This window comes from Caldithrix sp. (genome assembly GCF_056497305.1).
In genome coordinates this window covers 26777-42036 of the sequence record NZ_JBSMDE010000154.1, presented here as the reverse complement: position 1 = coordinate 42036, position 15260 = coordinate 26777, and the positions used below count along the sequence as shown (strand labels likewise).

Sequence of the window (15260 nt, the reverse complement as noted above, 5' to 3'; positions counted from 1 at the left end):
GTTGCGGCTCTGCTGCCTTAGAATACTTCTCTCAAAAGATGTAGTGCATTAGAATACTTCCCTCAAAACTTATAATCCCGCTTAGCGGGATGCGAAAATTTTTGTGCTGAAGATCCTAACCCCCCCGGCCCCCTTCCATTTATTAAAAGAAAGGAAGGGGGAGCAAATTGTGCAGCTTTGTTAAGTTTTCGCCTTACATGTCAATAAATTTTATTTTTTTTGAAATCTTTGTGCTCTCTGCGGTTGATTTTGGTTGCGGCTCTGCTGCCTTAGAATACTTCTCTCAAAAGATGTAGTGCATTAGAATACTTCCCTCAAAACTTATAATCCCGCTTAGCGGGATGCGAAAATTTTTGTGTTAAAGATCCTAACCCCCCGGCCCCCTTCCCTTTTTTAACAAAGGTAAGGGGGAGCGAATTGTGCCGCTTTGCTGAGTCTTCGCCTTACATGTCAACAAATTTTATTTTTTTTGAAATCTTTGTGCTCTCTGCGGTTGATTTTGGTTGCGGCTTTGCTTCCTTAGCTCATTGAGGCTCGGGTTTACTCTTCCGGCGCAATCATCTCCTGAGGTTTAACCCAGGCATCGAATTGCTCTTCGGTCAGGTAGCCCAGCTCCAGAGCGGCTTGTTTGAGAGTCTTGTCTTCCCGCCAGGCCTTGAGGGCAATTTCGGCGGCTTTGTCATAACCAATGTGCCGGTTGAGAGCCGTAACCAGCATAAGCGAGTTCTTCAGGTTTTGCTCAATTTTCTTCTTGTTTGGCTGAATGCCGCTGACACATCGTTCCCTAAACGAGCGGCAGGCGTCGCTCAACAGACGAATGGACTGCAAAATATCGAATGCCATCAACGGCTTAAAGACATTTAATTCGAAGTTGCCCTGAGAACCGGCCATACCGATGGCCAGATCGTTGCCGTACACCTGACAGACCACCTGGGTTACCATCTCACTTTGCGTGGGATTGACTTTGCCGGGCATGATGGAGCTGCCGGGTTCATTGGCCGGTAAAATCAATTCGTCCAATCCGCTGCGCGGACCGCTGCCCAGCCAGCGGATGTCGTTGGCTATTTTCATTAAAGCCGCGCCCAGGGTTTTTAAGGCCCCGGAAAGCTCCACAATGGCATCATGAGCGGCCAGGGCGGCAAATTTATTGCGGGCCACTTTAAAGGGTTGGCCCGTAATTTTGGACAGCTCCTCCACCATTAGCCGGTCGTAACCTTTTTTGGTGTTTAGACCTGTTCCAACCGCCGTGCCGCCAATGGCCAGTTCATAAAGATGGTCCAGGCATTTTTCGATGGCCTCGCCGGCCATTTCCACCTGGGCGGCATAGCCTGAAAATTCCTGGCCCAGGGTAAGTGGGGTGGCGTCTTGCAGATGCGTACGGCCGATTTTTACAATAGCAGCAAATTCCGATGCTTTGCGCTCCAACTCCTTTTGCAGGGTTTTTAATTCGGGCAGGAGCTCTTTTTTTAAAGAAAGGACAGCCGAGATGTGCATGGAAGTGGGAATGGTGTCATTGGTTGATTGCGACATATTCACATGATCATTGGGATGAACCGGGGTTTTGCTGCCGATCTTCCCGCCGGCCAGCTCAATAGCCCGGTTGGCAATGACCTCATTGACATTCATGTTAAATTGCGTTCCGCTTCCGCTCTGCCAGATAACCAGCGGAAAGTGTGCGTTGAATTTTCCGGCAATGACCTCATCGGCCGCCTGCTCGATCCACTGCGCACGCTGCGCGTCCAGCAAACCCAGGCGGTGGTTGACGCGGGCCGCCGCTTTTTTAACCATGGCGTGCGCCTGAATAAACGCTTCGGGAAATTTTTCATTGCCAATTTTAAAATTTTCTGAAGCGCGTTGCGTTTGTGCGCCGTAATACTTGTTTTCCGGAACCAGAACTTCGCCCAGAGCGTCTTTTTCCTTACGCATGATCTTCCCCTTTTGTTTAAACAAAAAACTCCTGTTTTGCATCTTTTTAAATGCAGAACAGGAGTTAAAAATTCCAGACGAAATAAATTACTGGTTAATCAGTTGTTCAGCAATTTTAGACGATTTTTCGAGGATATCTTTGTGGATGCTGTTTCCATGGGCATCCATGGTGACTACCAGGGGGAAGTCTTTGACTTCAATCACCCAGAAGGCCTCCGGCGTGCCGAACTCTTCCAGTTTGAACACATCGATCACCTTTTTTACGCGATTGGCAATGAGGGTACCGGCACCGCCCACCGCGTGAAAATACACGGCGCCGAACTTTTGCAGCCCCTCCGCGGTTTTAGGGCCCATGCCGCCTTTGCCAATCACGCCGCGCACATTGTACTCTCCAATCACCGTTGACTGGTAAGGTTCTTCACGCGCAGAGGTGGTGGGGCCGGCAGAAACAAACTGCCACTGGCCGTTTTCGTCTTTGCGCACCACCGGACCGCAATGGTAAATGACGGATTCCTTTAAATAGGGACGGATAAAATCGGGTTTCTCTTCGACCATCAATTTGTGAGCCTGATCGCGGGCCGTAACGATAATGCCCGAAAGCAGAACCGTATCGCCCACCTTTAACTTTCTGATCTCTTCTTCGGAAATAGGGGTTTTCAGATTAATCTTCATAGCGCACCTCGCTATCTTTAATGATCATGCTTTTACGGCGATAAGCCCAACAATTATAGGCAATGGAAACATAATAAGTGGCCGGATGTCGGGCCTGTTTGCCAACGAAAACATCCAAAACGGTCATCTTTCCACCAAAGCCCATGGGGCCAATCTGCAATTGATTTAAATCCTGGAGCAACTGCTCTTCGAAGCGGGCCAGTTCCGGATCTGGGTTGCGTTCTCCCATTTTTCTAAAGAATTGCTCTTTAGCCAGAGCATAGGAGACATCGCGTCCACCTCCAAGACCAACTCCAATAGTGCCAGGCGCGCATCCCAGGCCCTGCGCATTTTTTACAGCATCAATGACCACTTTTCGAACACCCTTAAGATCGCGCCCGGCATTCAGCGCCGGATAAGGTAATTTGTATTGGGTGCTGACATTTTCGCTGCCTCCGCCTTTTAACAATATGCGAACGCGCACCTCATCCCGCTCCCATTGATGAAAATGGATGTACGGCGCGTTGAGACCTAAATTGTTACCGGAATTTTTGCCGCTAACCGGATCCACGGCATTGGGGCGTAAGTATTGTTTATTTGTGGCCTGTACTGTGGCCCATTCAATGGCCTCTCTGAAATCCTTTTCTCGGCCGCCTTCAGGGTAGTCGATGTAAAAAACGAGCATGCCGGTATCCTGGCAAATTGGTGTGCTCTTTTCCCGGGCCATTTTTACATTTTCTAAAATGGTGGCAAATACTTCTTTGGCCGGCGTATGTTCCTCTTCCTGCTGATAGGCCTTTTGCAATACCGCTTCGACATCCGGCGGCAGGTCCGTGGCAGCGCGTCGAATCAATTCCAAGAAAGCTTCTTTTAGTTCCATATCGTTTCTCCTGTAATAATTGGCATGTTTTAGGACTAATTTACAAAATAAAAAAATAAAGGCCAATTTGTTGTGAAGGCGCCTTCGGTTTCATTGCGGAGCTTATTGGTATTTAAGAAGGCACAAGGGGCGTAAAGAAATTATTTTAAGTGAGTAACAAATTATTTGCAAAGGCAGCGGAGCCGCAACTAAAAGCGTAGGGAACTGCTTTAACGTAAACCGTTAAAACGGTTTCCTATTTCGTCCTTAGAGGACGATCTACGTTTTCTGTGTTTTTGATTTACCCACGGCTGACGCGGTGGGCTATGATTATTTCCTCCCTACGGGACTTTTTAAGGATTAAGCCTTGTAGCTTTAGCAGGATAGACCTTTTAAAGAATTTACTCTATCCTCCCATTTATTCGCATCTTTCATGCATTGTTTTGAAATGAACAACGATTTTTGTTAAAATGATCTTTGTACAGCAAGAGCCGGGAGGTAAGCATGTTACAAAAATGGTTCTGCATTGAGGGCGAAACTTTAAATCTTCGTAATGAGATCATCGCCGGATTAACCACTTTTTTGGCGTCCATGTACATCATCGTTGTTAATCCTGCTATTTTAAGTAAAAGTGGCATGCCTTTCAGTGGAGTGCTAAGCGCTACGGTGTTAGTCAGCGCTTTTAGCAGCATGGCCATGGGATTTTACGCCAAAAACCCCATTTTAATCGCTCCGGGTATGGGGCTTAACGCCTTTTTCACCTATTCGGTTGTGTTGTCTATGGGCGTCAGCTGGCAGACCGCGCTGGGTGCGGTTTTCTGGTCCGGGGTTATTTTCATTCTGCTTTCTGTGTTCAATATTCGCACCTACATTGTCAAGGCCATCCCACGCCAATTACGTTTTGCCCTAGCTGGGGGCATCGGTCTGTTTATCAGTTTAATCGGTTTTGAAAACGCCAAATTCATTGTTCACAGCCCGGCTACCATTCTAACCTCTGGCTCATTAAACAGCGTGACATTAACCTTTGTGATAGGGCTCTTCTTTACGGCGATACTGGTTGCCAGACGCACGCATGGCGCTTTGATTTTAGGTATTGTCTTTACCACATTACTGGCCTGGCCCATCGGCCGTTTCTGGGGCGACGCCAGCGCCCTCTTTGGGCAGCCTACCTTAGTCGAATTGAAGGGCTTTGTTTCCCCACCGGATTTCTCACTGATCTTCAGCCTGGACCTGACTGGATCGCTACGGCTGGCCTTTGTGCCGGTTATTTTCGCCTTCTTATTTACCGATTTGTTTGACAGTTTGTCAACTTTCATCGGCGTTGCCGAGGCGGGCCGCTTATTGGACGAAAATGGCGAACCGCGCAACATCAAGCAATCGTTAATTATCGATGCCTTTGCCACCTTAATTTCAGGTCTTTTTGGAACCAGCTCAGGAACCAGTTACATCGAATCGGCAACCGGTATTGAAGAAGGTGGAAGAACAGGTCTAACAGCCATTGTGGCTGGCATGTTTTTTTTGCCCTTTATGTTCTTCTCGCCTCTGTTGTCCATTGTACCGACTATTGCCACAGCTCCGGCTCTGGTGCTGGTAGGTGTTTTTATGATGCAACCAGTGGCAAAAATCAACTGGTTCCGCTACGACGATGCCATTCCGGCCTTTCTCAGTTTCATTTTGATTCCTCTTACCTATTCCATTACCCAGGGCATCATCTGGGGTTTTCTAAGCTGGACCGTCGTAAAACTGTTGAGCGGGAAAAGACAGGAAGTGAGTCCGGCTTTATTGGCAATTGATCTGTTTGCCATTCTGGCCCTGATTGTCAAATAGTTGCAGAATTTAAAGGGAAAACAATTTGATGTGTTCTGTAAAAAGTCATGAATTCCACCACGGGCCGCAAATTATTAATTAGTGGGAAAATGGGCTGTGTTCACTTTGAAGAAACCGATTCCATTAAAATAATAAAAGCCTCGCAAAAAGCGAGGCTTTGGTGTGCGAAAGGGGGGATTTGAACCCCCACGGGCTTGCGCCCACTAGACCCTGAACCTAGCGCGTCTGCCAGTTCCGCCACTTTCGCATTGCAGTTTGCAAATTTATTAAAATAATTGCCCGAAAGCAATTCCTTGTTCCAAAAAAATGAACTTTCAGCTGCCTTTTGTTCAGTCTGTTGGCAAAGATCCTTTTAGCCCACAACCCAAAAACATTTCCGCGGGGATTTAAAAACCATGGAGAGCACCAGAGAAGTCACAAAGGACGCTAAAAAGTAATTTTAATTAAAAATTAAAAATTACGAATTGTTTTGTGAAACCGCAGGTTATTCCTGAAGGGGAAAGGCCCGCGTGCCCTGTGTCATTCCGAATTCCCGCTTCAAACGCAACTCGAGCTTCAACTCGAGACTTTCAACGCCCTCATTTCGAACATAATCCGAAGTAAGGAAAATTCTCTTCACCTGAAATATTTCCCCCTCTCCCGATTTTCGGTAGAAGGGGATTAAGGGGGAGAGGGCAAATAATTTAAAACCTTAATTGCCTATCCGGTTGCCAGACCTGTCCGGCTGGGCACCGTCCAGACGGGCGGGCGTTCTTTGTGCCCTTTGCGGTGTTTTAAAGGTTGCGGCTGTGCTCTGCCTTGGAATTTACGGATCGCCTATTTCAATAAGACCTCGGCGGTCATTTCCGACGGAATGTCCAGGTTCAATAATTTCAGAACGGTAGGCGCGATGTCCGAAAGCTTGCCCCCGTCCTTTAATGCTGTGCCGGGTGAATCCTTGGCCACATAAATCAATTCTACTGGAAAAGTGGTATGGCTGGTTTTGACCATCCCGGTTTCGTAATCGATCATCTGTTCGCTATTTCCATGATCGGCGGTAATTAGAATGTGCCCATCCAGTTCCAGCATGCGTTCGACCACGCGGCCCACACACTCATCGACCACTTCAATGGCCTTTTTGGCTGCTTCAAAATCTCCGGTGTGGCCCACCATATCGCCATTGGCATAATTGACCAGGATGAAAGCGTAGGGATTGTTTTCCAGACGTTTCAATAATTCGTCCGTTACCTGGTAGGCTTCCATTTCCGGGTGGCTGGCGTAGGCCGCCGGATCGATGGTGCTTTTGATCTCAACCTGATCTTCTCCCGGGAAGGGGGTGGTCAGTTTACCGTTAAAAAAACTGGTAACATGGCGAAATTTCTGTGTTTCGGCAATGCGTAGTTGCTTTAATCCGGCTCTGTAAAGTACTTCGCCCAAAATGTTTTTCATGTTACCGGATGAAGTCATGGAAGCCATCAGGTAATTTTGAAACTCATCGTAATATTGGGTAAAGCCCAGATAGACGACTTTGGGCCGTCGTGTCAGATGGCCGGGGTAATTGTCATCCACAAAAGCCATGGAAAGCTGAATGGCGCGATCCTGGCGATAGTTGGTGTGGAAGACGGAATCGCCATCGTGCACTCCGTCGTAATCGCCGATCACGTAAGGCGGAATATATTCGTCAAACATATCAACGCCATCCGGCGTTTTGTCATTCTGATAAGCTTCTTGAACGGCCTGCACGGCTGATTCTGAACGGCGGCCCTGAGCATTGACAATGCAATTAAAAGCTGTGTCGGTCAATTTCCAGTCGCGTGATCTGTCCATGGCGTAGTAGCGTCCCATTACCGTACCAATGCGGCAATTTCCGACTTCATTCATCACGCGCTCTAATTTGGCCAGGTATTCCAGACAGCTACGCGGTGGCGTGTCGCGCCCATCCAGAAAGGGATGAATGATGATTTCTCCTTCAGGAAATTCGTTGCGCGCCTGACGCATGATTTTGAACATGTGGTCCATGTGGGCATGGACCCCTTCGTCCTGCAGCAGGCCGAACAGATGCAAACGCGAACGGTTGTTCTTCCAATTGTCAATCAGCCCGCGCCATTTTTCATTTTTAAAGATTGAACCATCTCTGAAGCCGTCGTCAATACGCTTTAATTCCTGAATAACTATGCGTCCGGCGCCCATGTTCAGATGGCCAACTTCGCTGGAACCCTGAAATCCGGGCGGCAAACCAACCGCTTCGCCTGAGGTCTCGATTAAGGTCCAGGGATATTTTTCTTTGTAAGCGTCGATATTGGGTGTTCTGGCAGCCAAAACAGCATTCCCTTTGGGGTTTTCGTTGTACCCCCAACCATCCCTTACAATTACCATTACAGGTCTCATCGTCTATTTCCTTTCCTTTTGATTTTTCGTTTTCGGCGCAATCTTTTTTCTTTTGAACGAAAAACGGTTCCCTTTTAATTCATAGGTTTAAAAGGCTTAAAATGGTAGAAATAATAGTTTCATCTTCGGCCAGCCCTCCCATGCCTTCGTCGCCGTCGGCCAACCGTTTGGCCACGGGCGGAATCACCGTTACGTTGTAAAACTCCTTTACCCGTTCCAGTTGCTGAGCAGTAATGGGGTTTTCCCACATGCGCGTATTCATGGCCGGCGCCAGAATCAATGGTTTTGCGCCCAGGGCACGAACCGTAGAGGTTAGCAGATTGTCGCACAGCCCATGGCTGATCTTGGCCAGAGTGTTGGCCGTGAGCGGAGCGATCAGCAGAGCATCACACCACTTGGCCAGCTCGATGTGTACAACACGTTGCGTGTTTCCCCATTCGGCCTGATCGTCGTAACAGGGATTTTGACTCATGACGGCCAGAGCCTGTGGCGCCACAAAGGCTTTGGCTTTTTCCGTCACAATGGTTTTGATCTCGATATTTTCCTTACGCAACGCTGATACTAAATTGGGTATGCGATAGGCTGAAATGGAAGATGTAACGCCTATTAATAGTTTCATGATCTCTCCATTTTCCGGTTTGTGATTGAATCGCTCAAAGATAGAGATTTTTGTCGGTTTGTGCAACAGATTTCACAAAACACCGGACGCTTCCGACGTTAAGGTCAGGCTTCAGGTTTTGTATTTTTGTTGCAATTCGATCCATTGTTCTCTGGTGTCAATATCTTCTAATATGGCGGGTTCAGAAACAGGAATCCTTTTTACTTGCTGCGCATGGTTACGCATGATGTCTTTTAAAGTGGTTTGTTGTGCGTCGGCGTTTAAAATTTCTTGAAAAAAGAGAGCGGGAATAATGATGGGATGCCCGCCACGGCCTTCATATTCAGGAACCAAAAACATATCCGGTTGCTGTAAAGCAGAGCTAAGCAGCTCCTGATAAACCATGGCAGGTACATGGGGTTGGTCCACCAGACAGAGCAGAACGCCCTGCACCGTCGCGGGCACCTCTCTGAGAGCGGCCTGCAATGAGCTCAGTTGCCCCAGGTCGTATTGGAGATTGATGACCATCTTAAATTGTTGGGCGTCGGGCAAGCGGGAGATCAGTTCGCGTGCCTGGTGGCCTAAAACCAGGAAGATTTCCCGAATGCCGGCGGACTGCACATTGTTACGGATTTTGGTTAAAAAGGGCAGGCCGTTAAAGGTTTGCAGTACTTTGGGCGCTCCAAAGCGCTGCGAACGGCCGGCGGCCAGAATAACCGCGCTCCATTTTGAAACTCGTTCATCCATCGGTCGGTAACTTTTTTCTGGCAATTTTCGCCTTCAGGGAGTGCTCGGGCAGCGGCTTGCCATAGCGGATGGCGATTAATTCAGCCAGAATACTTACAGCAATCTCAAATGGCGTTTCTGCTCCTATGTCAAAGCCCACGGGCATGAAAACACGCTCGATCTGTTCTTCAGAATGCCCGGCCTCGGCCAGTTGTTTAAAAAAGGTTTTGGCTTTTTTACGGCTGCCGATGACTCCCAGATATTTGAAGGGTTGCCGTAAACAATAATCGGCAATGAGTTGATCAAAGCCATGGCCATGAGTCACCACCAGAATGTAGGTGTTCTCGTTAAAAACAAGATCTTTCAGAACTTGCTCATATTCGCCGCACAAAACACGATGCGCTGCAGGCAAGCGCTGGTTGCTGGCAAATTCCGGGCGGTTGTCGATTACGGTGGTAAAGAAACCGGCCTGCGGAGCAATTTTTGCCAGGGCCGAGCCCACATGGCCGGCGCCAAAGATGTACAACGATTCTTTTTGACCGAACGGCTCGAATAAGATTTCCAGCTTCCCGCCGCACAGCATGCCGGCATCTTCGGCCAGCAGGTAGCTTTTGCGCCAGGCGCTCTTTTTGTTCATGTTAGCCCGGGCTTCCTGAAGGGCCATAAATTCAATCTGGCCGCCGCCTACTGTGCCCACATGCTGACCATCGGCGAAAACCACCATTTTCCCGCCCATCTTGCCCGGCGAAGAGCCTTTGACATCGATTACAGTTAAAAGAATTCCGTTTCGGTTTTGTTGAAGGGCTTCGGCGATTAATTGATAAATGTCGTCCATCGAACTTTACTCTTCCTTAGCAGATTTGAATAACTGTCTGATCAGTCTGGCCATCAGATTTCTGGCCAATGGTACTTTGTACGCATTTTGTTCCATGGGATCGGCCTCTTTCAGGGCCATTTGTTTTAATCGTTCCAGATTTTGATCAGAAAGCTGAAAACCGCTTAACCGGGCATTCAATTCTGATTCTTCCCATGGCTTGGGCGCTACGCCCCCAAAGGCGATTCTACCCTGTTCAATCTGGCCGTCCTTGATTTTCAAGCTGGCGGCTACGCTAACCACGGCAAAATCCCAGGCTCCGCGCTCTTTAAATTTCAGATAGCCGCTTACCCAATGCTGATCTTTAAATGGAACGTGTATTTCAGTAACGATTTCGCCGGGCAGCAGAATGTTCTCCCGGTACGGATCGTCTTCCGGTAAAACGAAAAAGCGGCTGATGGGCACCTTTCTTTGTTTGTTGTTCCGAACAATGGTCAGCTCGGCCTCCAGGGAAAGCAAAGCAACGGCAAGATCGGAGGGATGCACAATAAAACAGGGACCGCCGCCGATTACACAGTGGTACTTGTTTTCTCCGGCAACGGCAAAACATTCGTCGCCGCCCTTGCGCAGACAGGGGAAGTCCCCTCTAAAATACCAGCAGCGTGGGCGCTGGCAGAGATTACCGCCAACGGTGCCCATGTTGCGTAACTGGGGCGAAGCGGTTTGGGCTGCGGCTTCGGAAAGCGCGCCAAAATACTGTTTAATTTCTGGATGTCCGGCGATTTGAGCAATTTTGGTCAGCGCACCAATGGTTAATCCTTTTTGTTTGGAAAATTGGATGTTATCCAGGCCCTTAAGCGATTTGAGGTTAACCAGATGTGCGGGGTTCTCAATTCCATCTTTCAAAAGGCCCAGCACATCCGTGCCCCCGGCGAACAAAGCGGCCTGTTGCCATCCTTTTTGGGCCAGAACGCTGGCTTCTTCCAGGTCTTTGGGTTGATGATAAACAAAAGGTTTCATGTTATCCCCCTGCCTTAACTCCACAAGGCCATCAGTACCTTATCGGGCGTCATTGGTAAATGGGTCATGCGTTTGCCAATGGCATTGTAAACGGCATTGGCAATGGCTGCTGGGGTGGGAATCATAGCCGGCTCCCCCACGCCTTTCACCCCAGTGTTACTGATTCGTTCATCGTTTTCGCTGACGATATGGATTTCGATTCGCGGCGTCTCCATGATGGTGGGGATCTTGTAATCGTGCAAATTGGCGTTCAACATTTTGCCGGTGTTGCGATCCATGATGCGTTCCTCAAACAGGGCGTAACCCAGACCCTGCATGATGCCGCCATGGATCTGATTGTCTAAAGTTTGGCGGTTCAGAACGCGTCCCAGGTCGTAGGCAGCGACGATTTTTTTGACGGTGATTTTGCCCGTTTCTGTGTCTACAGCCACTTCTGCAAATTGAGCGCCGAACGAATTGATGGCATAGCCCTCGGGATTGGCTTCCCGTTTACCAACGGCAATCAAAACGTTTTCATGTAGCTCACGAATCAATTTACTGAGCGTTATTTTCTTGCTCTGCGTTTCTTTGCTCCGAAACGTTTGCCCGTCAAAAGTCAGCTTGTTTAGCGGAACATTCAGAGTAGCCGAAGCAGCGGAGAAGAGCTTCTCTTTCAGTTGCTCAGCCGCATCGCGAACAGCCGGAGAAACGGAGGGCGCAGTGGTGCTACCCCCGCTGGAACCACAGTAGGGGGCCACATCGGTGTCGCCCAGAATCACTTCAATTCGCTCCGGAGGAATTTGTAGCACTTCGGCAGCTACCTGGGCCAGAATGGTGTAGGTTCCGGTACCCAGGTCCTGACTGCCGGCAATAATTTGCAGGCTGCCGTCGCGGTTGAGTTTTAGAGTGGCGTAAGCCGGCGGTCCACCGCCGCCCCACCAGATTTGTGAAGACATGCCGATGCCGGTTTTTACCGTTCCCGCCTGTGCGCCTGGAATCGGGTTCCGGCGCGACCAGCCGATGGCCTCCGCGCCTTTCAGGTAGGCTTCTCTTAATAATTTGCTGGTGTAAGGAATGTTCCAGTTGGGTTCGCGCTCTGCGTAGTTTTTTAAACGAAATTCCAGCGGGTCCATGCCCACTTTTTCGGCCAGTTCATCGATCAATTGTTCCAGAGCAAAAAAACCCTGGACGTGGCCTGGGGCACGAAAGGGTCTGGCCCGCCCGGCATTGATGTACGCCCCGTACTCTTCCACTTTAACATTTGGGCAGGCGTACATGCTGCGCACTGGCCAGGCGCAACCGGTTCCGGCCGGGTGAGCGCCGGCCGCGGCAATGTTCTTTAAATAAAGAGCAGTCAGTGTTCCGTCCTTTTTAGCGGCTCCCTTCAAGGTTTGATGTGAATCCGGTCTGTTGCCAACCGCCAGGCTCATCTCACGTCGGTCCAGAGTCAGGCGCACCGGACGACCGCTTTGCCTGGAGAGTAAAGCGGCCATTACAGTGTATTTGCCGGCTTCTAACTTGGAGCCAAAACCGCCCCCCATGTATTTTTTGATGACGCGTACTTTGCTTTCCGGCAATCCCAGCGCCGTAGCAATGCTTCGACGTACAGAAAAGACGCCCTGGGTTGAATCCCAGATCGTTAATTGATCACCGTCCCAGTTTACCACGCTGCCATGAGGTTCTGTGGGATGGTGAATTTCCACCTGGGTGCTGAACTGGCGTTCCACCACTACGTCGGCTTCTGCCAGACCTTTTTTCAGATCCCCCCGTTCGTAAATGCGAGGTTGCCCGCCCACTAAATTACCGTCTTCGTAAAGTTTCGGCGCTTCCTTTTTTAAGGCCTGCCTGGCATCAACCACAAACGGTAAAATTTCGTAAGTGACCTTGATGGCTTGCAATGCCCTATCTGCAATGTGTTCGCTTTCGGCAACCACACAGGCCACCTCGTCGCCTTCGTAGCGTAAATGGGGATCGAACAGGTAGGAAGTTCCGTACCATTTTACTTTAGGAGCATTCTGATGCGTTAAGATGCCCAAAACGCCTTTTATTTTTTGGGCCTGCGTCAGGTCGATGGCTTTGATTCTGGCATGGGGATGGGGACAACGTAAAATTCTGGCAAAAGCCATGCGTGGCAAATTGACGTCAAAGGTGTAAACAGCGCTGCCGCTCACTTTATCGTAACCATCCAGTCGGGGAAGACCTTTGCCGACATATTTCAGCCTTTTGTTACCGGGCCAGGGTTGATATTTCCGGGTCGAAACTTCGGCTAACTGTTCAATTTCTTCCTCTTCAAAAAAGAATCTGGATTTAATGATTTTGTCCTCGGCCATGACATTCCCTTTCTCTTAATTTTCTTTGGCCGCTTCTAAAACAGAATCGATAATTTTAGGATAAGCGGCGCAACGGCACAGATTGCCAGACATGGCCTGTAGAACTTCTGTTTTTGTCGGATGAGGATTTTTAATGAGTAAAGCCCTGGCCGCCATGATCTGGCCGGGCGTACAAAAGCCGCATTGGTAACCATCCTTTTTAACAAAGGCCTTTTGAAGAGGATGGAGTTCCTCGCCTTTCAACAGCCCTTCGATGGTGGTAATTTCTTTACTCTGCGCGTCTATAGCCAGCATGTGGCAGGAATAGATCGCCTCACCATCGAGCAAAACGGTGCAGGCGCCACACTCACCATGATTACAAACAATTTTGGTTCCGGTTAATTTTAAATGTTCGCGCAATACTTCGGCCAGAGTGCTCTGTGGTTCAATGTGCAATGCGTAATTCCTTCCGTTCACACGGAGTTGAATGAAGACCTGTCCCTCAGGAGGTAATTGCTCTTTTAGCGGCTCAATGGGCAATGCTTTTACCATTTTACTGGCAGCCAGGCTACCGGCAACTCCGCTGCCTACGCCTTTAAGAAATTGACGGCGGGAAAGGGAGGATGGGTTACGTTTTTGGGACATGACACCTCCTGCAAAAAAATTTTGTTTTTGTAAAATGGAAAAAAATCAGCGGATTTGCAAATTTTTTGAAACCATTACCTCCTTCACACAACGGTTTTTCCTACTATTTTTTAACTTAAACATGCCATTGAGTGGTCACAAAAAAATCACAATCGCTGTTGAAGGAGGTTAAAACGAGCTGTCAGAAAATTTGATCAGCGGCAGTGAACAAAGCTTGTTCCCAGAGGGAAATCACAAGAATCCAGAAATCGAACATGGCATTTAAGGAATCACCTTTTGAGCGGCCGGTTTAGTAAAAAGGGAAAGAGCAACACCCATTTCGGCGTGTCGCTTCACTTTTAAACCAACCGATGCTTAGAATACTTCCTTCAAAAGATCTAATCCCGCCACAGCGGGATGCGAAAATTCTTGTGCTGCATTCTTACTAAACTTTCCCAAAAGTTAGGGTAGATGAACATTTAAAAATCAAAATTTACATTGTAAAGATTATAACTCCCCCTTCCCTTTTTTAAAGGGGACAGGGCCGGGGGGATGGGTTTTAAAACAAAAGCTCGCCATAAATGCTTCGCCCTCATAAAGTCGCGGACTGAAGCACGAGTTACATTGCTCTTTCGAATGGTCTGCCAATGTAAGGGATTCTCAGAATGACATGCCGGCACGGTTACTCACCGCCTGGGCATAAGTTGCCCCTTCGCAAATTAATTCGTAATTCGTCATTCGTAATTTTTACTTTAAAAATGCTTCTCTGTGCGCTCTGTGGTTACTTAAATTCCTGTGTAAATGTCTTTTGGTTGCGGCTTGGCTGCCTTAGAACTATGGCATCTCATAATCGGAGACGACTTTACAACAGACCTGTAACACTGTGATTTGAGCCATTCTCTTTCCCAGTCTTAATAAATTGAAACCTTTTTTTCCTGAAAATTGTAATTCGCACCATTTTCGGAAAATTCATAATTATCAAAAAAGCTTAAATTATCAGGAATCGACATTTATTTTACAATGTAAAATATTTGGCATGTAAATTGCTATCTATATTTTGAAATATAGGTATTTATTTATTTTAAAATATAAGGTAGAACGATGAAGTCTAAAGAAGAATTTATTTTCCCAATTGGTGTGGCAGCCAGGATGTTAGGCATTAGTGTTCACACCATCCGGTTGTACGAGCGTTCGGGCCTGATTATTTTAAAAAAGAACCAGTCCGGCCATCGTATGCTTTCACAATGGGATATTGATCGTTTGACCTGCATTCGTAAAATGATCGTGGAAGACAAATTAAATATCGAAGGAATCCGCAAACTATTAGCCTTACGCCCCTGCTGGTTGATGTTTGAAGATTGTACCAAAGATGTTTACCAGACTTGTCCAGCCTATTTAAAGTCCTCGGGGCCATGTTGGGCGCAGGAAAACAGACCTGAACCCTGTGCTGATAAAGACTGTTACTATTGTCCTATCTACCGAGAACCATTCTATTGTAACGAAATAAAACAAACCATTACCAGATATCTCAAGGATAAATCGTAAGAAAGGAGAATGCTG

General features: G+C 48.1%; 12 protein-coding genes and 1 tRNA gene. 2 read left to right on the top strand and 11 right to left on the bottom strand.

Annotated features, from left to right (window positions below; translation table 11 throughout):
* Positions 1 to 540: 540 nt before the first annotated feature.
* From fumC to ACWB0I_RS12910, 3 genes are all read right to left on the bottom strand, one after another.
* Positions 541 to 1926, bottom strand: a complete 1386-nt coding sequence (fumC, locus tag ACWB0I_RS12920; RefSeq protein ID WP_479388484.1) for a class II fumarate hydratase — start codon at positions 1924 to 1926, stop codon at positions 541 to 543.
* 87 nt (positions 1927 to 2013) lie between these two features.
* Positions 2014 to 2598: a FumA C-terminus/TtdB family hydratase beta subunit gene (locus ACWB0I_RS12915; RefSeq protein WP_479388483.1), complete on the bottom strand. Its 585-nt coding sequence runs from the start codon at positions 2596 to 2598 to the stop codon at positions 2014 to 2016.
* Positions 2588 to 3457 carry a fumarate hydratase gene (locus ACWB0I_RS12910; protein ID WP_479388482.1) on the bottom strand — a complete coding sequence of 290 codons (870 nt, stop codon included), beginning with the start codon at positions 3455 to 3457 and terminating at the stop codon, positions 2588 to 2590. Before ACWB0I_RS12910 ends, ACWB0I_RS12915 begins: the two co-directional genes overlap by 11 nt.
* Before the next feature lie 483 nt (positions 3458 to 3940).
* Between ACWB0I_RS12910 and ACWB0I_RS12905 the strand changes: the two genes are divergently transcribed.
* Positions 3941 to 5263, top strand: coding sequence for an NCS2 family permease (locus ACWB0I_RS12905; protein WP_479388481.1), 1323 nt, complete (start codon positions 3941 to 3943; stop codon positions 5261 to 5263).
* Positions 5264 to 5426: 163 nt separating this feature from the next.
* On the opposite strand, the gene ACWB0I_RS12900 is transcribed toward ACWB0I_RS12905, so the two are convergent.
* The 8 genes from ACWB0I_RS12900 to ACWB0I_RS12865 form a co-directional block, all read right to left on the bottom strand.
* A tRNA-Leu gene (locus ACWB0I_RS12900) sits at positions 5427 to 5510 on the bottom strand.
* A 569-nt stretch (positions 5511 to 6079) separates the two neighbouring features.
* Positions 6080 to 7630, bottom strand: coding sequence for a 2,3-bisphosphoglycerate-independent phosphoglycerate mutase (gene gpmI / locus ACWB0I_RS12895; RefSeq protein ID WP_479388480.1), 1551 nt, complete (start codon positions 7628 to 7630; stop codon positions 6080 to 6082).
* A gap of 79 nt (positions 7631 to 7709) precedes the next feature.
* Positions 7710 to 8249 carry a flavoprotein gene (locus ACWB0I_RS12890; protein WP_479388479.1) on the bottom strand — a complete coding sequence of 180 codons (540 nt, stop codon included), beginning with the start codon at positions 8247 to 8249 and terminating at the stop codon, positions 7710 to 7712.
* 111 nt (positions 8250 to 8360) lie between these two features.
* Positions 8361 to 8999 carry a nucleotidyltransferase family protein gene (locus ACWB0I_RS12885; RefSeq protein WP_479388478.1) on the bottom strand — a complete coding sequence of 213 codons (639 nt, stop codon included), beginning with the start codon at positions 8997 to 8999 and terminating at the stop codon, positions 8361 to 8363.
* Positions 8968 to 9789 carry an XdhC family protein gene (locus ACWB0I_RS12880; protein ID WP_479388477.1) on the bottom strand — a complete coding sequence of 274 codons (822 nt, stop codon included), beginning with the start codon at positions 9787 to 9789 and terminating at the stop codon, positions 8968 to 8970. Before ACWB0I_RS12880 ends, ACWB0I_RS12885 begins: the two co-directional genes overlap by 32 nt.
* Positions 9790 to 9795: 6 nt before the next feature.
* Complete coding sequence (locus tag ACWB0I_RS12875; RefSeq protein ID WP_479388476.1) at positions 9796 to 10788, bottom strand: FAD binding domain-containing protein; 993 nt, start codon at positions 10786 to 10788, stop codon at positions 9796 to 9798.
* A gap of 14 nt (positions 10789 to 10802) precedes the next feature.
* Positions 10803 to 13097, bottom strand: coding sequence for a xanthine dehydrogenase family protein molybdopterin-binding subunit (locus tag ACWB0I_RS12870; protein WP_479388475.1), 2295 nt, complete (start codon positions 13095 to 13097; stop codon positions 10803 to 10805).
* 15 nt (positions 13098 to 13112) lie between these two features.
* Positions 13113 to 13721: a (2Fe-2S)-binding protein gene (locus ACWB0I_RS12865; protein ID WP_479388474.1), complete on the bottom strand. Its 609-nt coding sequence runs from the start codon at positions 13719 to 13721 to the stop codon at positions 13113 to 13115.
* Positions 13722 to 14801: 1080 nt separating this feature from the next.
* Between ACWB0I_RS12865 and ACWB0I_RS12860 the strand changes: the two genes are divergently transcribed.
* Complete coding sequence (locus ACWB0I_RS12860) at positions 14802 to 15245, top strand: MerR family transcriptional regulator (protein ID WP_479388473.1); 444 nt, start codon at positions 14802 to 14804, stop codon at positions 15243 to 15245.
* Positions 15246 to 15260: the final 15 nt, after the last annotated feature.